The organism is Brachybacterium sp. GCM10030267, from assembly GCF_042666875.1.
GTDB lineage: Bacteria > Actinomycetota > Actinomycetes > Actinomycetales > Dermabacteraceae > Brachybacterium.
Genome location: NZ_JBHTCX010000012.1, coordinates 206,939 through 225,967, shown reverse-complemented (window position 1 = coordinate 225,967; position 19,029 = coordinate 206,939). Strand labels below are relative to the sequence as shown.

17 protein-coding genes are annotated in these 19,029 nt (G+C 71.0%); 4 read left to right on the top strand and 13 right to left on the bottom strand.

Features of this window, described 5'->3' with window-relative positions; genetic code table 11:
• Positions 1-60: 60 nt before the first annotated feature.
• Positions 61-1,068, bottom strand: coding sequence for a LysR family transcriptional regulator (locus ACFQS2_RS12105; RefSeq protein ID WP_377793906.1), 1,008 nt, complete (start codon positions 1,066-1,068; stop codon positions 61-63).
• A 168-nt stretch (positions 1,069-1,236) separates the two neighbouring features.
• Here ACFQS2_RS12105 and ACFQS2_RS12100 point away from each other — a divergent pair, with 168 nt between their 5' ends.
• Positions 1,237-2,316, top strand: a complete 1,080-nt coding sequence (locus tag ACFQS2_RS12100) for an NADH:flavin oxidoreductase/NADH oxidase (protein WP_377793905.1) — start codon at positions 1,237-1,239, stop codon at positions 2,314-2,316.
• 133 nt (positions 2,317-2,449) lie between these two features.
• Here ACFQS2_RS12100 and ACFQS2_RS12095 read toward each other — a convergent pair whose 3' ends face one another.
• Positions 2,450-3,016, bottom strand: a complete 567-nt coding sequence (locus ACFQS2_RS12095) for a MarR family winged helix-turn-helix transcriptional regulator (protein ID WP_377793904.1) — start codon at positions 3,014-3,016, stop codon at positions 2,450-2,452.
• A 130-nt stretch (positions 3,017-3,146) separates the two neighbouring features.
• Here ACFQS2_RS12095 and ACFQS2_RS12090 point away from each other — a divergent pair, with 130 nt between their 5' ends.
• Both ACFQS2_RS12090 and ACFQS2_RS12085 read left to right on the top strand, forming a co-directional pair.
• Positions 3,147-5,384, top strand: a complete 2,238-nt coding sequence (locus tag ACFQS2_RS12090; RefSeq protein WP_377793903.1) for an MMPL family transporter — start codon at positions 3,147-3,149, stop codon at positions 5,382-5,384.
• Positions 5,385-5,393: 9 nt separating this feature from the next.
• The gene (locus ACFQS2_RS12085) at positions 5,394-6,275 is read left to right on the top strand and encodes a formyltetrahydrofolate deformylase (RefSeq protein WP_377793902.1); all 882 of its coding nucleotides are present in this window, start codon (positions 5,394-5,396) and stop codon (positions 6,273-6,275) included.
• Between the two features lie 51 nt (positions 6,276-6,326).
• On the opposite strand, the gene ACFQS2_RS12080 is transcribed toward ACFQS2_RS12085, so the two are convergent.
• The 3 genes from ACFQS2_RS12080 to ACFQS2_RS12070 form a co-directional block, all read right to left on the bottom strand.
• The gene (locus tag ACFQS2_RS12080; protein WP_377793901.1) at positions 6,327-7,277 is read right to left on the bottom strand and encodes an SDR family oxidoreductase; all 951 of its coding nucleotides are present in this window, start codon (positions 7,275-7,277) and stop codon (positions 6,327-6,329) included.
• An 84-nt stretch (positions 7,278-7,361) separates the two neighbouring features.
• A complete protein-coding gene (locus ACFQS2_RS12075; RefSeq protein ID WP_377793900.1) occupies positions 7,362-8,000 on the bottom strand; it encodes a response regulator in 639 nt (212 codons plus the stop codon).
• Positions 7,997-9,367, bottom strand: a complete 1,371-nt coding sequence (locus ACFQS2_RS12070) for a sensor histidine kinase (protein ID WP_377793899.1) — start codon at positions 9,365-9,367, stop codon at positions 7,997-7,999. Before ACFQS2_RS12070 ends, ACFQS2_RS12075 begins: the two co-directional genes overlap by 4 nt.
• A gap of 120 nt (positions 9,368-9,487) precedes the next feature.
• Between ACFQS2_RS12070 and ACFQS2_RS12065 the strand changes: the two genes are divergently transcribed.
• Positions 9,488-10,834 carry an acyltransferase family protein gene (locus ACFQS2_RS12065; RefSeq protein ID WP_377793898.1) on the top strand — a complete coding sequence of 449 codons (1,347 nt, stop codon included), beginning with the start codon at positions 9,488-9,490 and terminating at the stop codon, positions 10,832-10,834.
• 89 nt (positions 10,835-10,923) lie between these two features.
• Here the strand turns inward: ACFQS2_RS12065 and ACFQS2_RS12060 are convergent, their stop codons facing one another.
• The 8 genes from ACFQS2_RS12060 to der form a co-directional block, all read right to left on the bottom strand.
• Complete coding sequence (locus ACFQS2_RS12060) at positions 10,924-11,727, bottom strand: carbohydrate ABC transporter permease (protein ID WP_377017278.1); 804 nt, start codon at positions 11,725-11,727, stop codon at positions 10,924-10,926.
• A gap of 131 nt (positions 11,728-11,858) precedes the next feature.
• Positions 11,859-12,815 (bottom strand): carbohydrate ABC transporter permease, encoded by a 957-nt coding sequence (locus tag ACFQS2_RS12055; RefSeq protein WP_377017140.1) that lies wholly within the window; start codon positions 12,813-12,815, stop codon positions 11,859-11,861.
• The gene (locus ACFQS2_RS12050; RefSeq protein WP_377794174.1) at positions 12,812-14,182 is read right to left on the bottom strand and encodes a substrate-binding domain-containing protein; all 1,371 of its coding nucleotides are present in this window, start codon (positions 14,180-14,182) and stop codon (positions 12,812-12,814) included. Before ACFQS2_RS12050 ends, ACFQS2_RS12055 begins: the two co-directional genes overlap by 4 nt.
• A gap of 153 nt (positions 14,183-14,335) precedes the next feature.
• Positions 14,336-14,983, bottom strand: coding sequence for a hypothetical protein (locus tag ACFQS2_RS12045; RefSeq protein WP_377793897.1), 648 nt, complete (start codon positions 14,981-14,983; stop codon positions 14,336-14,338).
• Between the two features lie 19 nt (positions 14,984-15,002).
• Positions 15,003-15,476, bottom strand: coding sequence for an NUDIX domain-containing protein (locus ACFQS2_RS12040; RefSeq protein ID WP_377793896.1), 474 nt, complete (start codon positions 15,474-15,476; stop codon positions 15,003-15,005).
• 54 nt (positions 15,477-15,530) lie between these two features.
• Positions 15,531-15,842 (bottom strand): hypothetical protein, encoded by a 312-nt coding sequence (locus ACFQS2_RS12035; protein WP_377793895.1) that lies wholly within the window; start codon positions 15,840-15,842, stop codon positions 15,531-15,533.
• 30 nt (positions 15,843-15,872) lie between these two features.
• Complete coding sequence (locus ACFQS2_RS12030) at positions 15,873-16,598, bottom strand: NINE protein (protein ID WP_377017148.1); 726 nt, start codon at positions 16,596-16,598, stop codon at positions 15,873-15,875.
• Between the two features lie 90 nt (positions 16,599-16,688).
• Positions 16,689-19,010, bottom strand: coding sequence for a bifunctional cytidylate kinase/GTPase Der (gene der, locus ACFQS2_RS12025; protein ID WP_377793894.1), 2,322 nt, complete (start codon positions 19,008-19,010; stop codon positions 16,689-16,691).
• Between the last annotated feature and the right edge of the window lie 19 nt (positions 19,011-19,029).

The window sequence follows — 19,029 nt, the reverse complement described above, 5'->3', positions numbered from 1 at the left end:
CCCACGAGTTCTTCTCGAGATCTTCCGTCCCAGGTCGCGAGCCCGCGCGGAATCGGCGGGTCAGTCTTCCCGCGTGGTCAGCGGCGCATTCCAGCACACCGCGTCCGCTCGCAGGGCGTCCCGCAGCCGCACCGCGTGCGGATTGGAATCCGCCCCGGGCCGCTGCACCAGGAACAGGGTGTTCAGCGGGCCGTCGCACGGATCGTCGAGCTGGATCAGCCGGCCCGCAGCGAGGTGCTCGGCGGCCAGCGACCGGGGCACCACGCTGTACCCGGCCCCGCGTGCGACGGCGGCCACGACGTCGTGGAGGTTGGGCACCGTCAGCGCGGGACCGATCGGGGGATGCTGGGTCCCGAACACCGTGCGCCAATAGCGGCGCACGATCGGCATGTCGTCGGCATAGCTGACCAGCGGGACCTCCCGCAGCGCGTGGCACAGCACCTGCCCGGACTGCCCGGCACCGACGTGCTGCGCCCAGGATGGTGAAGCCACCAGCACGTACTCCTCGTCGGCCAGCGGGAATGATTCCAGAGCCCGGCCGCGCGGTCGCCGGGTGGTGACGATGAGGTCGTGCTGCCCCTCTCGCAGCTCCTCGAGCAGGGTGTCGCTCACGCCCTGGCTCAGACGCACGTGGACCCCGTCGGCCACCAGCGGGGCGATCGCCGGGACCAACCGGGTGCACACGAGCTCGGAGGGCCCCGCGAGGTGCACCGGGGCCGGGCGCCCCGCGGCGCAGGCCCCGTCGTCCACGCCGGCCAGGGAGTCCAACGGCTCGCTGATGCGGGCGGCGAGTCCTCGCGCATAGGCGGTCGGCTCGACGCCGCGGGGCCGGCGCTCGAACAGCCGGCGACCGGTGTGCTTCTCCAGGGCGCGGATCTGGGTGGTCACCGTGGGCTGGGAGAGTCCGAGCGCCGGGGCGGCGGCGGTGAACGTCCCGGCCCGGAAGACGGCGAGGAAGGTGCGCAGGAGATTGAGATCCGCGGTGCCCGCTCCGGGGCGGTGCGGGTGAGGAGCCGCCGGCGACTCGGCGATCCGAGGTGCCGGTGTGGGATGGCGTGTATCCGTCATCCCCCGATCCTAGGCACGCATCCCATAGTGATCCCTATACCAGTCATAGGGTTCACGATTGGTGCATCGATCGCTGCGGTCGTACATTCGTGGCATCGGTGCTGACACGGCGGTCCCCTGCGACTCGTCCGGTCAGCACCGTTCGTCTCAGATGAGGAGTTCTCCACCATGACCCACGCTCTGTTCGACCCGATCACTCTGCGCTCCCTCGAGGTCCGCAACCGCATCTGGGTCCCCCCGATGTGCCAGTACTCCGTCCATGAGCAGGACGGGAAGGCGACCGACTGGCATCTCATGCACTACGGGTCGTTCGCGCGCGGCGGAGTCGGCGCGGTCATCGTCGAGGCCACCGGCGTGGTTCCCGAAGGGCGCATCGCCCCGCAGGACCTGGGCCTGTGGAACGACGAGCAGCGCGACGCGCTCGCCCGCATCGTCGATCTGGTCCACGACCAAGGTGCGGCGATCGGCATCCAGCTCGCCCACGCGGGCCGGAAGGCCTCCACCCACCCCGAGTGGGGCACCGACGGCTCCGGGAGCCTCACCGAGGACGAGGGCGGCTGGGAGACCGTCGGCCCCTCCGCCGAGCCGTTCCCGGGCCTGAAGGCTCCGCGGGCCCTCGACGCCGCCGGAATCGACGAGACCGTCGAGGCCTTCGTCGCCTCCTCCCGCCGTGCCGTCCAGGCGGGCTTCGACCTGGTCGAGCTCCACGGCGCCCACGGGTACCTGCTGCACGAGTTCCTCTCGCCGCTGAGCAACCTGCGCACCGACGAGTACGGCGGCTCGCTCGAGAACCGGGCCCGCCTGCTGCTGCGCGTGGTCGACGCGGTGCGCGAGGAGATCGGCGAGCAGATGCCGATGCTGGTGCGGCTCTCGGCGACCGATTGGGTCGAGGGCGGCCTCACCGCCGACGAGGTCGGCCAGGTCGGCGCCTGGCTGAAGCAGCACGGCGTGGACATGCTCGACATCTCCAGCGGCGGCAACTACGTTCCCGCCCAGATTCCCGTCGGCCCCGGCTACCAGGTGCCGCTGGCCACCGCCGTGCGCGCCGCCAGCGGCCTGCCCACGGCGGCCGTCGGCATGATCGACGAGCCGTTCCAGGCCGAGCAGATCGTCGCCACCGACCTCGCGGACGTCGTGCTGCTGGGCCGGGAGATGCTGCGCGACCAGAACTTCGCGCTGCGAGCGGCACGGGCCCTGCGCCACGAGGGTGCCTACATCCCGCCGCAGTACGGCCGCGCCCACCGCTGAGGGCCCGCCGAGGCCGAGCGCGGACGCATGTCCCCGGCAGCGGGGCAGCACCGGATGATCCGTCCGGATGCTGCCCCGCTCGTCATGTCGATCCCCCTGCCGGCTCTCGTGGTGAGGGCTGTGCACCCTCGTCCTAGTGCGCACCGTCGAGGGAGATCTCGGCAGTCATGTCCGCGAGGAACGCCGTGACCACCGCGCGCTGAGCGGGCGTCAGGCGACGCGCGGCGTGGACTCGGCGTGCCTGCTGCGCTCCCACAGTCCGGATGGCCGCGGCCCGCGTGGCTGCTTCGAGCCGGATCACCAGCGCCCGACGATCCGCTGGATGCCGCTGACGACGCACGTGCCCGCCGCGCTGGAGGCGATCGAGCAGCTTGGTCGTCGAGGCGGTGGAGATCCCCAGCGACTCCGCGATGGCACCCGGGGTGGCGGGGACACCACGGTTCTCGCAGACGATGAGGAAGTGCAGCGCCCGCATGTCGGTCTCGTTGAGGTTCATGTACCGCCGGGAGGCCTCGGACAGCTCCTTCTCCGCCGCTCGCAGACGCCCGAGAGCGGACATCAGGGCATCGATCTGCTCGATGTCCTGCTCGCTCATCCCCGTGCGGTCGACCAGATCCTGATCGGGATCGCTCCCGGAGAGGCTGTACACGTCGGCCGCCGACGGATGCCCGCCCTCGATGCTCTCCCCCGGGCTCGCCATGCAGGCATGCTACTCGTGCCGCCTCACCCTTCCCGCCGGCGCACGACTAGCTAGCTAGGCTAGCTACTCGTGCGATACTGGCCGTGGCGCACCGGCCGCGCCCCGAGCGGAAGGGACGTGAGCTGCGATGATGGCCCAAGGGACAGATCGCTCCTCTCCGGAGGATCCGAGCCCCTCGCCGGCGGACACGCGTCACACCCACCGTCGGGCGCAGTCACGCACGGGGTATCTGCTGCGACTGCTGCTGCCATCGGTCCTGATCCTCCTCTGGCTGATCGCAGCCGGGATCGGAGGCCCCTACTTCGGCCGCGTCGACGAGGTCTCCTCCAACGACCGCACCGCGTACCTCCCGGAGTCCGCCGAGGCCACCCGCGTCCAGCAGCTCTCCGGCGACTTCACCGGCACCGATGCGATCCCCGCCCTGATCGTCATCACCTCCCCTGCCGAGCTCACCCCCGGGCAGCTCGAGACGATCAGGACGGCCACATCGTCTCTCGCCGATGTCGACGGCGTGCGCGGGGACGTCTCACCACCGATCCCGTCCGAGGACGGTCTGGCCGTGCAGGTCTTCGTCCCGATCGACGCGGAGGCCGATCTCGCGTCCGTGGTCCAGCGCCTGGACGGCCGGCTCGCGGAAGACCTCCCCCCGGGCGTCACCTCCCACGTGACTGGGCCGGCCGGGTTCTCCGCCGACCTCTCCGGAGCCTTCGCCGGAATCGACGGACTCCTGCTCGGGGTCGCCCTGCTGGCCGTCCTGGTCATCCTGGTGGTGGTCTACCGCTCCCTGCTGCTTCCGGTGATCGTCCTGGCCACGAGCATGTTCGCGCTGTGCAGCGCGCTGCTGACGGTGTGGTGGCTGGCCAAGGCGGGGCTGCTGCTGCTGAGCGGCCAGACCCAGGGCATCCTGTTCATCCTGGTGATCGGCGCGGCCACCGACTACTCGCTGCTCTACGTCGCCCGCTTCCGTGATGAGCTGCGCCGCCGGCGCCGCGCCGGGCCTGCCACCGCCGCCGCGCTGCGCGGAACCCTCGAACCGATCCTCGCCTCCGGGGGCACCGTGATCGCCGGCCTGCTGTGCCTGCTGCTGTCGGACCTGAAGTCCAACAGCGCGCTGGGGCCCGTGGCAGCAATCGGCATCGCCTTCGCGATGCTCGCCGCCCTGACGTTCCTGCCGGCCGTGCTCTCCCTCACCGGGCGGGTCGCGTTCTGGCCTCGACGCCCCCGCTACGCCCCCGAGGCCCAGGCCGATGCCGATGCCGATGCCGATGTCGAACACCCCGCCACCGACAGCGGCGCCTGGGGCCGCCTCGCCCGAGCCGTGGCCCGTCGGCCCCGCCCGATCTGGATCCTCACCACCCTGGTCCTCGTGGCCGGCTGCGCCGGGGCGCTCCAGCTGGAGGCCGACGGCGTCCCGCAGTCCGACCTCATCCTCGGACCCTCACCCGCGCGGGACGGGCAGGAGGCGCTCGCGGAGCACTTCCCGGCCGGCCAGGGCAGCCCCGTCCAGGTGCTCGCCGAGGAGGACCAGTTGCAGGACGCCGCCGACGTGCTGCTGGGAACCGCTGGGATCGACAGCGTGACAGTGACCGCCGACGGTGTTCCCAGCGGGAGTGCTCCCGTCACCGCCGACGGCGTTCGGGGCCAGGGTGCCGCGGACGGATCGGCGCCCGAGCCGACCGTGGTCGACGCCCGGGTGCTGCTGCAGGCCACTCTCACCGACGCCCCCGACTCGGCGGCGGCCGAGCGCACGGTCCGCGAGGTCCGGGAGAGCTTCGCCGAGGCGGGCGTGGACGCCGTGACCGGTGGCGTCACCGCGACGGCGATCGATACCGACGACGCCTCGGCGCGCGACCGGGCGCTCATCATCCCGGTGGTGCTGGTCGTGATCCTCGCGATCCTGATGCTCCTGCTGCGCTCCGTGCTCGCGCCCGTGCTGCTGGTGGCCACGACCGTGCTCTCCTTCGGCACCGCCCTGGGGGTCTCCGCACTGGTGTTCACCCATGTCCTCGAGTTCCCGGGGGCGGACCCGGCGGTGCCGCTGTTCGGGTTCGTGTTCCTGGTCGCGCTCGGCATCGACTACAACATCTTCCTCATGACCCGGGTCCGCGAGGAGACACTCCGGCACGGCACAGCGCGCGGGGTGGTGCGAGGCCTGGCTGTGACCGGCGGTGTCATCACCTCGGCGGGACTCGTGCTGGCCGCGACCTTCGCCGCGCTCGGCGTGATCCCCATCCTCTTCCTCGCCCAGATCGCCATCATCGTGGCGCTCGGCGTGCTGCTGGACACCTTCGTCGTGCGCAGCCTCCTGGTGCCCGCCCTCGCACTCGACATCGGCCGGACCATATGGTGGCCCGCTCGCCTCTCCTAGACTCGTCCCATGAGCAGTCCGATCCCCGCCCACCACACCGTCCCCACGCGCGAGTACGTCCTGACCTTCGTGTGCGAGGACCGCCCTGGCATCGTGCACGCCGTCACCGGAGCGATCGTCGGGGTCCGCGGGAACATCACCGAGAGCCGCCAGTTCGAGAGCGGTGCCACCCGGCGCTTCTACATGCGCCTCCAGATCGCCACCAACGCCTCGGCCGACGAGATCCGGGCCGCCATGGCGCCGGTGGCGGACCGCTTCGGCATCGAGTACAGCATCGACTCGGTGGGACGGCCCGTGCGCACCCTGATCCTCGGATCCACGGCCAAGCACTGCCTGAACGACCTGCTGTTCCAGATCGATGCCGGGCACCTCCCGATCGAGCCGAAGCTGGTGCTGGCCAACCATGCCACGCTCGAACCGCTCTCGCAGTTCTACGAGGTCCCGTTCGAGCATCTGCCCACCAAGGACGCCGCGGAGAAGACGGCGTTCGAGGATCGCGTGCGCGAGGTCGTCGCCGAGCACGACATCGAACTGGTGGTCCTGGCCCGCTACATGCAGATCCTCTCCCCCGAGCTGTGCGCCGAGCTCTCCGGACGGTGCATCAACATCCACCACTCGTTCCTGCCCGGTTTCAAGGGCGCCAATCCGTACCGCCAGGCGTACGCGCGCGGGGTGAAGCAGATCGGGGCGACCGCGCACTTCGTCACCAGCGACCTCGATGAGGGCCCCATCATCGAGCAGGACGTGATCCGGGTCGATCACACCCGTTCCCCGCAGGAGCTGATGGCGATCGGGCAGGACGCCGAGGTGCGCACCCTGCGCCAGGCCGTCACCTGGTTCGCCCAGTCACGGGTGCTGCTGGACGGGAACCGGACCGTCATCTTCCGCTGACCGCCTCCAGGCGGGCCGCGGCGTCGGGATCGGGGCCCAGACCCGCACCGCTCAGAAGACCGGTCTGCCGCCGGTCACCCCGATCACGGTGCCCGAGACGTAGCTCGCGTCGGCCGGGCTCGCCAGGAACACGAACGCGCCGGCGCACTCGGCGGGCTGCCCGGCGCGGCCCAGCGGGGTGTTGCCGCCGAAGGCGACGTAGTCGTCCGGGACGCGGGTGGCAACGTTCAGCGGCGTCCAGATCGGCCCCGGCGCGACCGCGTTGACCCGGATCCCCTTCGAGCCCAGGTCGGAGGCGAGGTTGACCGTGAGGTTGTTGATCGCGGACTTCGTGGCCGCATAGTCCATCAGCGGCACCGAGGGATCGTAGGACTGGATCGAGGAGCAGTTGATCACGCTCGAGCCCGGCTGCAGATGCTGGGCGGCCTCCTGGGTGATCCAGAACAGCGCCTCAAGGTTGGTGGTCAGCGTGCGATGCAGCCGCTCGGAGTCGATCCCGGCGAGACCCTTGGGCTCGGCCCTGCCCCACTGGAAGGCGGCATTGTTCACGAGCACGTCCAGATGCCCGAACTCCTCGACGGTGCTCGTGACCAAGGACCTGGCGGTCTGCTCGTCCCGGATGTCCCCGGGCAGCAGCAGGGCTCGCCGGCCGGCCTCCTCGATCCAGCGCCGGGTCTCCTCGGCGTCCTCCTGCTCCTCGGACAGGTAGTTGATCGCCACGTCCGCGCCCTCCCGGGCGTAGGCGATCGCCACGGCGCGGCCGATGCCGGAGTCGCCGCCGGTGATGAGGGCCGACATCCCCTGCAGGCGGCCGTGGCCGACGTAGGTGCTCTCGCCGTGGTCCGGAACGGGCTGCATCGGGGAGGTCAGCCCCGGGGGCTGCTGGTCCTGTGCGGGGAACGACGGCTCGCCGCCGTGGGTGGAGAGGTCGTGGGCGCGCCGGGCGACCTCCGGCACCAGCGGCTGAGTGTGCGCGGACTGCTCGGACGAGGACTGGGACATGCCGTCTCCTTCTTCCATGGTGCGGACCATGTACCGTAGCGCTGCCGCCTGTGCAGGTCACGGCGCGGAACGAGTGGTCGAGCGTCAGACCAGGCCGTGCTCCCATGCGGTGCGCACCGCGGAGGCCCGGTCACCCACGCCGAGCTTCTCGTACACGTGCATGAGGTGGGTCTTCACGGTCGCTTCGCCGATGCCGAGGCGGGAGGCGACGGCCCGGTTGGTGCAGCCGTCGGCCACCAGTCTCAGCACCTCGGCCTCGCGGGCGCTGAGACTGATCTGCTGGCTGCGCGCTCCGGTCAGGGCGGCGAGCGCCGCCGGGGCCAGCACGGGACGGCCCTCGGCGAGGTCATGGACGGCACGGATCACCTCCTCGCGGTGGGCGTCCTTGAGCAGATATCCGTCGGCGCCGGCCTCGAGCGCGCTGCGGATGTCACGATCGGTGTCGTAGGTGGTCAGCACGAGCACCCTGGGCTGGGGGCCTTCACACTCGCGCAATGCTCGGATCGCCTCCGCGCCGGGCATGCCAGGCATCCGCAGGTCCATGAGCACCACGTCCGTGCCGCTCGCGGCGATCTCCCGCAGCGCCTCCCCGCCGTCGGAGGCGGTGGCGACCACCTCGATGCGCTCGTCCGCACCGAGCATGGCCGCCAGGCCGTCGCGCACCACCGGATGGTCGTCGACGACGATCACCCGCACCGGGGCCCCGGCCGGCACGGCGCTCATCGGGACACACGGGCGGTGACGGTGCATCCCCGTCCCGGCTCCGCGACGACGGTGAGGCTGCCCCCGACGGCGCGCAGCCGATCGCTCATGTTCGCCAGTCCGTGGCCGCGCGGGACGCTGCCGGGGTCGAAGCCCTCGCCGTCGTCGGCGATCCGCAGCACGTGCTCGTGCTCGTCGCCGACGAGGGTGATGGTGACGGTGCCGGCCTCGGCGTGACGCGCGACGTTGGCGAGGGCCTCCTGCACGATCCGCACCAGCACGGCACTGTGCTCACCGGTGCGCGGGGCGTCGTCGGCATCGAAGGTGGCGACCACGTGGTGGGCGCGCGCCCATCGGGCCACGAGGTCCCCGAGCGCCTCGATCACATCGCCGTGCTGGAGCTGGTGAGGCCCGAGCGCCTCGACCGCCCGGCGAGCCTCCAGCAGGCTGTCCCGCGCGGCGTCCTCCGCGGCGGCTAGGCGATAGCGGGTTGCTGGATCGATGTGGTCGCCGACGGCTTCGAGCTGACGGATGACGCCCACCAGACCCTGGGCGACGGTGTCATGGATCTCGCGCGAGAGCCGCGCCCGCTCCTCGGCGACGCCGGATTCACGGGCCCGGGCCATCAGCTGCTCGTGCAGCGCCGCGTTCTCGCGAGTGACCCGGCCCCGTTCCCGGACCGCTGCCTCTCGCTGATCGATCATCCGCTCCCGTTCACCGCTGAGGAAGGTCATCGCTCCCGCGAGGCCGAGGTTGACCAGCGCCAGCAGGGCGTAGAACGCGGGATGGGCGAATGCCACCTCGGCCCCTCCGACCTGACCGAGGGCCGACACCAGCGCGGTGGCGGCGAGCACGAAGAGCACGGCACGGCCAGTGAGGAAACGCCCGCTGTCGAGGTAGCCGACGAAGGCATAGATGCACATCAGCGGGTTCACGATCACCGCCGCCGCGACCAGGAGCAGATGCAGCGCGTAGAGGGCGGTGAGTCCGTGGTCCCCGGGGCGGGTGCGACGGAGACGGAGCTCCAGCACCGGGCGCAGAGCCAGCAGGGCAGCCGCGGGCACCAGTGATCCGTTCACCGAGAGTGGCTCGAGCCCACGCCCGGCGACGGCCCGGCCGATGGCCCACGCCAGGACCAGCAGCACGGGAGGCAGCCACACGAGCACCATGGTCCCGATCCGGCCGGCGTCCGCTCCGGTCGCCACCGCGGGCGAGGCGGCGATGGCGGGCGTGCGCTCGCCGTCGAGCGGAGGCCTACCGGCGGACAGCGGGGCGGTCTCCGCTGCAGGGACTGTGGATGCCGACGGCCCGCGCCGGATGGATCCGGACGGCATGGAACCGGCCTGGTCCTCCTCCGTGACCCCGGATCCGGTCGCTGTCCTCGCCATAGCTGTCAGTCTCCCGTGCCGGGCCCGCCAGCACCAGGCCCGCCACCTCCACCGATCGGTGGAGCGCACCCGGCCCGTTCGGGTGAGGCGCTCAGCGCCCGCCGTTCCTAGGTTGTGGACATGCCCGAACATCGCGATCCTGCCCCCGCCTCCCCTGCCGCTCCCCTCTCCGGGCCGGCCTCCGGCCCCGGCACCGCGGCGAAGCCCGCACGGGTACCCGGCTCGCCATCCGGCTCCAGCTCCGGGGCCGGACCTCAGTCGCGGCCCGCTCCCCCGCCGATGCGCATCCCGTCCCTCGACGCCCTGCGCGGTGGTGCGCTGCTGCTGGGCGTCCTGCTCCATGCCGTGATGCCGTTCCTCCCCGGCGTCCCCTGGCTGGTCACCGATTCGCGCAGCTCGGACGCCGCGCTCGTCGTGGTCTACGTGCTCCATCTCTTCCGCATGGTGCTGTTCATGCTCCTCGCGGGCTATTTCGGTCGCATGGTGCTGAACCGGCGAGGCGCCGGGGCCTACCTCCGCGACCGAGCGACCAGGATCGGCCTCCCGCTGGTGGGCTTCTGGCCGATCATGGCGGGACTGACAGTGCTCGCCCTGGTCACGAATCAGCTGCTGCGCAGCGCGGGCCCCCTCACCCAGCCGCCGGCCCCCGAGGGCAGCGGTGGGGACGCGGAGGCGGGCATCCTCGCTCTACCCACCTTCCACCTGTGGTTCCTGCTGCTCCTGCTCGAGATCGTGCTCGTGAACGTCGCCGCTCGCGCCATCCTGGTGCGGATCATCGGTGCTCACCGCGCCGAGAAGCTCATCTCCCGCGCCGGAGGACTGCTCTCCTCACCTGCCGGGGTGCTGATCGCTGCGGTGCCGTACGCGCTGGGTCTGATGGCGCAAGGGACCATGGCGGGCGGGATCGTCGAGCCCCGCACCCTCATGCCTGTGGCAGGCGCCAGCATCGCCTACACCGGCGCGTTCCTCATCGGCTGGGCCCTCCACGCCCGCCCGGAGGCACTCCGGCGACTGCATCGTCAGTGGCCAGCGCACCTCACCTGTGCGGTGCTGCTGAGCATCCTCGGATTCCTCGGTCAGCACCTGGTCCCGCTCCCCGTGGCCGCGATCGTGACGGCCGTGGCGGCGTGGACCTGGGTGTACGCCCTGCTCGGGCTCGCCGGGCGGGTGCTGGACCGCGAGATCCCGGCGGTCCGGTACCTCGCCGACGCCTCGTACTGGATCTATCTCATGCACCTGCCGCTGCTGCTGCTGGTCGAGGTGCCGCTGGCCGACCTCGCCCTACCGGTCATCGTGAAGCTGACCATCACCCTCGTGGTCGTGGTGGGCGTGCTCCTGGTCAGCTACGACCTGTTCGTGCGGTCCACGTGGCTTGGGGCGTGGCTGAACGGGCGACGGCGGCCGCGAGCATTGTTCGCCCGCTCGCAAGCTCGCAGTACCTCGATCAGCCTGCGTTCCACCGCCTGATCTCCTACCGCTCGCAAGCTCGCAGTACGTCGATCAGCCTGCACCCGACCCGCTGATCTCCTACCGCTCGCAAGCTCGCAGTACGTCGATCAGCCTTTGACCCCGCCTGCGGCGGCGAAGCCCGTGCCCAGGCTGCGGCCCAGGAACAGGTACAGCACCACGACCGGCAGGGAGTAGAAGATCGAGAAGGCCGCGAGCTGGCCGTAGGCGACCTGCCCGTACTGCGAGGAGAACGTGTACAGCGTGACCGCGGCCGGGAGGTTCTCCGGGCTCAGCAGCAGCATGAACGGGACGAAGAAGTTGCCCCACATCATCACGAAGGTGAAGATCGTGGCGACCGAGAGGCCCGAACGCATCAGCGGCAGCACCACGGACCACAGCGCCCGGTAGACACCGGCGCCCTCGGTCCATGCCGACTCCTCGATCTCCACCGGGACGCCGTCCATGAAGCCCTTGGTCAGGAAGATGGCGTACGGGAGCGAGCTGGCACCGAGGAACAGGATCGCGCCGAACATCGAGTCGATCAGGTTCACCTGCACGAACAGCGAGTACACCGGGATCATGATCGCGGTGATCGGCAGACCCGTGGAGAAGATGATCGTCAGCAGCAGCGGCCGCTTCGCGCGGAACCGGAACCGCGACATCGGGTAGGCGCACAGGACGGCCGCGGTCATCGTCACCACGGTGGCGCCGCCGCACAGGATCAGCGAGTTCGCCAGCGGCCGGAACGTGGTCTCCATGTTCCAGATGGCGCCGAAGTTGCCCAGGCTCCAGCTCTCCGGCCAGGCCACCGACAGCGACGCCTCGACGTCGAACGAGGCCAGGACCACCCACAGCAGGGGGATCAGGAAGATCAGACCGATCACGAGCATCACCACGCTGCTGGCGGCCATGGTGGCTCGCGCACGCGGTCCCTCCGACGCCCTCGGGGTGATGCTCCGGCGGCCTCCGGAGCCGTCTCCGGCGGGATCCGCCGCGCCGGGGGTGCCGGGGGTGGTCCCGGTCGTGGTCTCTGGGGTCGCGCTCATCGCTTCTCCTCCTCCGGCAGCAGACGCAGGTACACCAGCGAGGCGACAGCCCCGATCATCAGCAGCAGCAGGGCGACGGCGGTGCCGTAGCCGAGCTGGCCGTAGGAGAACGCCTGCTCGTACATGTACAGCGGCAGGGTCTGGCTCTGCCTGGCCGGCCCGCCGCCGGTCATGATGAAGATCAGGCCGAACACCGAGAGGGTCTGCAGGGTGATCAGCATCAGGTTGGTCGCGATCGCCGGCCGCAGCAGCGGCACGGTCACGGACCAGAACCGGCGCACCGGACCGGCGCCGTCCAGCGAGGCCGATTCGTACACGTCGGCCGGCACGGAGCTCAGCGCTGCGGAGTAGACCAGCATCGAGAAGGCCGTGCCCCGCCAGATGTTGGCGAAGGCGACCGCGATGATCGGTGCGCTGAACAGCAGATCCTGCTCAGGCAGCCCGATCGCGGTGATGATCGTGTTCAGGCTGCCCTCCGGAGCGAAGAACGTGTACAGCAGGTACCCGGCCACCACCTCCGGGAGGATCCAGGCCGCGATCACGATCGAGGTGACCGCGAAGGTGATGACACGGTTGGCGCGCTCCATGAGCAGCGCCAGCACCATCCCCATGATGTTCTGGCCGATCACGGCGGAGATCACGGTGAACACCAGGGTCAGGGCCACCGAGTTCCAGAAGTCACCGTCCGTGAACGCATCGGTGAAGTTCTCGAAGCCGACGAAGCTGGTCTCCTCCGCGCCCTTGCCGCGGATCGCACTGTCGGTGAAGGCCAGGTACAGCGAATACAGGATCGGCCCGAGCATGAAACCGACCAGCAGCAGCCCGGCCGGAAGCATCGGGACGGCGCGAGCTGCGGTGAGGCGGTCGCCGAGGCGGGTGCGCCGACGCGGCTGCGCCGGGGCGTCCTGCGCTGCGGCATCCTGCTCCGGGGCTGCGGGTGCACTGGTGGTCATGAGGTGGCCTCCTGCACGTTCTCCGGACCGACGATGTCCGTGACGGTGGCGTCGTACTCGGCGGCCGCGGCCTCCGGCTCGGTGCCGGTCATCACGGCCTCCATGGCCTCCTGGATCGCGGAGGACACCTCCGGGTACGAGGGCAGCGCCGGCCGGTAGTACGCGGTCTCCAGCAGGTCGGTGAAGTACTCGACCGCCGGGGAGTAGCTCAGGTAGCGCTCGTCCTGGGCGACGTCCTCGCGCACGGTGATGTGGTTGTCGGAGATCGCGTAGTTCACGAGGGTCTCGGTGGAGACCAGCTTCTCGAGGAACTGGAAGGCGACCTCGCGGTCCGTGACCCCGTGCGGGATCGACAGGCCCCAGCCGCCGGCGAGGGTGACTGTGCCGGTGCCGCCGCCGTCCTGGGTGGGCATGTCCGCCAGGCCCAGCACATCCGGCCATTCCGGCCACGGGGCGGGCGCCGACTCCGTCCAGTTCTGCGAGATCCAGGAGCCGTCCACGAGGATCCCGAGCTTCCCCTCGGGCAGCAGCGAGGTGTAGATCGTCTCGGAGATGTTGGGATCCAGGTGCTGGCCCAGGGACAGCGTCAGCTCCTCGTCGAACATCGTGCGCAGGAAGGTCAGGGAGTCGATGAAGCCCTGGCTGCCCAGGATCCACTTCTCGGCGTCGCGGTCGTAGAGCCCGGTCCCGTCCCCGGTGCCGTACAGGAGCATCTCGAAGCCCTGCATGGAGGCCTTCTCCCCCTGCGGGGTGCCGGCGAAGATGAACAGCGGGGTCGCCTCGCTGTCGGAGTCGCGGATCGTGCGGGCCGCCTCGAGGATCTCCTCCCAGCTGCCGGGCTGCCAGTCCTCCGGCAGCCCCGCTTCGGCGAAGACGTCCTTGTGGAACCACAGGGCACGGGTATCGGTGGTGATGGGAATGCCGTAGACCTCCCCGTCCTCGCCGGTGACCGCTTCCTTCGAGGCATCGGCGATGTCGTCCCAGTGCTCGAAACCCTCGACCAGGTCGGTGATCGGCTGGAGGTATCCGGCGCCGACGTCGGAGAGCAGGATGAACGAGTCCTCGTAGACCAGGTCGGGGCTGGTGCGCGGCGAGCTCATCAGCAGTTCGTTCTTGGTGAAGTAGTCGTTCTCGGAGGCGACGATCGGGACCAGCTCGACGCTCAGCTCGGGGTGCTCCTCCGAGAACTCCTGGGCGGCCGTGGTGATCCATTCCTCCTTGATCGTCCCCGAGCCGAACTGCTGGAACGCGATCCGGATCAGGTTGGGGTCGCGGTTGGCACTTGAGCAGCCGGCCAGGGCCGTCAACGGCAGCACGGCCGCAGCTCCGGCGGTGAACCGCAGGAAGCTGCGGCGGTCGGCCGGCATCCGATGGAGCGGGGTGGGGGGCACGATGACCTCCTCGTCGTCGTCGTTCACGCACCGAACCATAGCCTGTGTCTCGCGCGTCACACCACATCGCCACCGGCGCGCCGCGGCCCGGACCAACCGGTACGGCGGCGGGCGCCGGGGCGGGCCGGTTCAGGGGCGTGGGCGGGCTCTGCCGGTTCCCTGGGCGCGCTCCGCATCGGCGTACCGCATGCCCGGGGGAACCTGGGCGAGTTCGAACCAGCGCCCGGCTCGCGGCAGCAGCCGGACGTCGTGCCAGGGAATCTCGACGTCCTGGCCCTGCCACAGGGTCAGGGCGATCTCGGCGCGCCGGCCGGCGGCGACCAGCGTCAGCCGCCGCAGCCGCGACAGTGGGTGGGGGTCGGCGCGGCTCGCATCGGGGATCGCGATCGCGCCGCCCAGCGCCAGGGGCCAGACGGTCTCACCCCAGTGCAGCTCGGCCTGATCGGGGGTGCCGACGATCACAGCCGGCGGGCGCAGGTCCGCCGCGGTGACTCGGGCCGGCGCGATCGGCGTTCCGCGGTCGATCACCTCGCGCTGGACCCAGGCCCCGGGCAGGACGACCCGCCCGTCGACCGCGACGTCGACCAGCAGCGCGTCGGCGAACGAGTGCAGAGGCACGCTGAGGCGACCGGCATGGACCATGTCGCGCCGGGGCGCCGCGATCACGCGGACGACGGCGACGTCGTCGACGCGGTCGGTGAGCGGGATGGACACCCGGGTGCCGGGCAGCGGGTGGTGCGCTCCGCCGTGGAGCGGGGAAGGTCGTGGTGACGTCATCGGTGGGAGGCCGGCCGGCTCATGTGCGGAAGCGCGCCTGGGGCTCGTCGGAGAGCGCGAGCTCGAGCTGTTCGAGGAACCGCGCGCTCATCGGCGGAGGCTGATCGAGGGGGAACCAGCGGGCCTCGGTGTTCTCGGCGTCGGCCGGGTACGGGTCGCCGCCGACGTAATGGCACAGGAAGCACAGATCGAGGTACTGGGCGTGATCACCGTTGGCGTACTGGATCGGCGGATGCGTGCGCACGTCGACCAGCCGTATCGGCAGGCAGTCGACGCCCGCCTCCTCGCCGACCTCGCGGACCGCGGCGGTCGCGGGCTCCTCGCCCGGGTCGATGATCCCGGTCACGGGAGTCCAGGCGCCGCTGTCGGCGCGGCGGACCGCGAGCATGCGCGAAGACTGCTGATCCAGGACGATCGCCGTGACCCCGGGCATCCACAGCAGGTCGTGACCGATGCGCTCGCGCAGGGCGAGGACGAACTCAGGCGTGGCCATGGGACCTCTTCGCTCTCGACGCCGGCAGCGGGATGGGCGAGGCGGGACGGGCGCTCACGTCGCGGTGGCCACGGACCCGATCAACAGCACCACGAACCCCGCCCACGCGAGACTCGCCAGCAGCGCGAGCACCGTGATACCCAGCAGCACCCAGGTGATGATCCAGCCGACCTTGTTCATCGTGCGCGCGGAGTACGGATCCGTATCCGCCTGCACCAGGGCGATGATCCCGAAGATCGAGGGGAGCATTCCTCCGCACAGGAATCCGACGACGATCAGCACGATGGCGCTGGTGCGGATGGATTCCTGGTCGGGAACCGGCGCGCTGTAGCCGGGCACGGGAGGCCCAGGGGGCGGATAGCTCATCGCGGTCCTCGCCGTTCGTCGCTGAGAGGATCAATCGGTCAGAGGGCGACCATGGGCGTCGCGCTCGAACTGCGGGGACTTCGCCAGGACCATGATGCCCTCGACAAGACCCCAGATACCGCTGACGAAGCTGAGCATGCCGCAGCTGAGGACCGTGATGCAGACCTGGATGACCCCTATGGTGGTGTATCCCATCAGGAAGCGGTGCACCCCGAAGGCTCCGAGGAAGATGCCGAGCAGGCCGACCAGGAGCCGACTCTGCGCTTCACCGCCGGGCGCACCCGGCTGGCCTCCCTGCGGAGCGCCCTGCTGGCCATATCCCTGCTGGCCATACTCCGGCTGTCCGTATCCCGGTTGGCCGGGCGCCGGCTGGCCATAGGGCGTGCCGGCCGGCTGCGCTCCCCCGGCCGGCTGACCGTAGGGGTCCGAGGCCGACGGGGCGGACCCGGCGGCCGGGGCCCAGGACTGCTGGCCCTGGCCGTACGGATCCGGCGCGGACTGGCCGGACGAGGGACCATAGGGATCGGACGCCGACGGACCCGAGGACTGCCCGTACGGATCCTGAGGCGCGGGCTGGGCCGACGCCTGGCCGTAGGGATCCTGCGACGGCGGCTGGGCCCAGGGATCCTGGGACTGCGGCTGGGCCCAGGGGTCCTGGCCGGCGGCCTGTTCACCGCTGGGGCCGTGGGCGGGCTGCTGGCCGTCGAACTGGTCGTCCTGGGGCGTCCAGGAGCCGTTGTCACCGGAGTTGCTCATGCCGCCCACAATACGTGCTCGCTGGGCGGTCCCGCACTCGCCCCGGCCGTCGACGGGCGCGCCGCGGCTGCGGTGCGGTCGCGGCCGGGATCAGCGCCGCCGCTTCTCCCGGATCCGCACCCCGATGACGATCGGTGAGCCGGTGAACTCGAACTCCTCGCGCAGCCGGCGCTCGATGAAGCGGCGGTAGCCGTGCTCGAGGAATCCGCTGGCGAAGATCACGAAGCGCGGCGGTCGGGTCCGGGCCTGCGTGGCGAACAGGATGCGCGACTGCTTGCCGCCGCGCAGCGGGTGGGGATGTGCGGCGACCAGGGTGCCCAGGAAGGCGTTCAGGCGCCCGGTCGGAATGCGCCGGTCCCAGGATTCCAAGGACTTCTCGATCGCGGGCACCAGGCGTTCTGCGTGCCGGCCGGTCTGGGCCGAGATGTTCACCCGGGGCGCCCAGGCGACGTGCGCCAGGTCCCGCTCGATCTCGCGCTCGAGCAGCTTGTGGCGCTCCTCGTCCAGCAGGTCCCACTTGTTGAAGGCCAGCACCAGGGCCCGGCCGGACTCGAGCACCATGTCGATGATCTTGAGGTCCTGCGTGGAGATCGGCTCGGAGGCCTCCAGCAGCACGATGGCGACCTCCGCCCGGTCCAGGGCCGCACGCGTGCGCAGGGAGGCGTAGTAGTCCGCGCCCTGGGACTGCAGCACCCGGCGGCGGATGCCGGCGGTGTCGACGAAGGTCCAGTCCTTGCCACCCAGGACGATCTTCTCGTCGACCGGATCGCGTGTGGTGCCTGCGCTCTCGTCCACGACCACCCGCTGCTCCCCCGCCAGCCGGTTCAGCAGCGAGGACTTGCCGACGTTGGGGCGACCCACCAGGGCGATGCGGCGCGGGCCGTGATCGGCCGCGGCACCGCGGCCCTCCTCGGGCATCACGGCGAGCACGGCGTCCAGCAGGTCGCCGGAGCCGCGTCCGTGGAGCGCGGAGACGGGATGCGGCTCGCCCAGGCCCAGATTCCACAGCGCGGCGGCTTCGAGCTCCCCGCGCTGATCATCAACCTTGTTGGCCACCAGCACCACCGGGTGCTCGGCCTTGCGAAGCACCTTCAGCAGCTGTTCATCGGTGGCGGTGATGCCGACGTTCGCGTCCACGATGAACATCACGACATCGGCCAGGGAGATGGCGACCTCCGCCTGCTCGGCGACGCGGTGCGCCATTCCCTGCAGGCGGTCCTCCCAGCCGCCCGTGTCCACCAGCCAGAAGTCCTTGCCTGCCCACTCGGCCTCGTAGAACACGCGGTCACGGGTCACGCCCGGGACATCCTCCACGACGGCCTCCCGGCGGCCCAGGATGCGGTTGACCAGGGTGGATTTGCCGACGTTGGGGCGGCCGACGACGGCGACCACCGGCAGGTTGCGCTGCACGGTCGGGCGCGCGTACTCGCCGTCCTCGTCGCCGAGGAGGGCGAGGTCCTCGTCGTCGAGCTCGTAGTCGGTGAGTCCGGCGCGCAGTGCGGTCTCGATCTCCTCGTCGGAGGGTCCGCCGGCGGGATCCTCGTCCGTCCGGTCGGGGCCGACAGGGTCGAGACTGCCGTCGGCCCGCGATCCGCTCGGATCCGGCGCATCCGTCGCCTGTGCCTCGCCCGGGGATCCGGCGCGGCCGTCGGCCTCGTCCTCCAGGACGGACTCCAGCTCGGATTCCGCCTGGGCGACCAGCATCAGCACCTGCTCGACGACGTCCTCGACCTCGAGCCCGGTGGTATCGACCGTGTCGACCCCGTCGGCCGCGCTGAGGAACTCCGAGACCGTGGAATCGTCGCGGTCGCGCCGCAGGACCTGGTCGGCCATCCGCTGGCGGGTGCTCTCGGTGTCCTCCAGGTCGAGCTCGGCGGCGCGTCGGCGCATCCGCTCCTCGTCGCTCGCGGTCAGCAGGACCCGCACGTGGGCGTCGGGGGCGACGACCGTGGTGATGTCGCGGCCCTCGGCGACGCAGAATCCGCGGTCGGCGGCCGTGGCGAACAGCAGCTCGCGCTGGCGGCGCTGGAGGACGGCGCGCACGAGCGTGTTGGTGGCCACGGCGCTGACGTGCTGGGAGATGCGCTCGGTGCGGATCTCGCCGGTGATGTCCTGCCCGCCGACGACCACGCTGGCCCCGCCCGGATCGGTGCCGAGGTCCAGCTCGAGGTCCTGGGCGACCTGCGCCACCGCGTCACGGTCGCCGAGATCGACGCCGCGGTCGAGGCAGGACCAGGTCACGGCGCGGTACATGGCTCCGGTGTCGACGATGCCGCCATCCAGGGCCTCGGCGACGAGGCGGGAGACGGTGGACTTGCCGGAGCCGGCCGGGCCGTCGATCGCGATGGTCACGCCGATCTGCGGTCCCGGGGTCGCGAGGGCAGAGGGATCGTGCGGCGCGCTGGTGTGCATCCTGCAAGGATACGGGGCG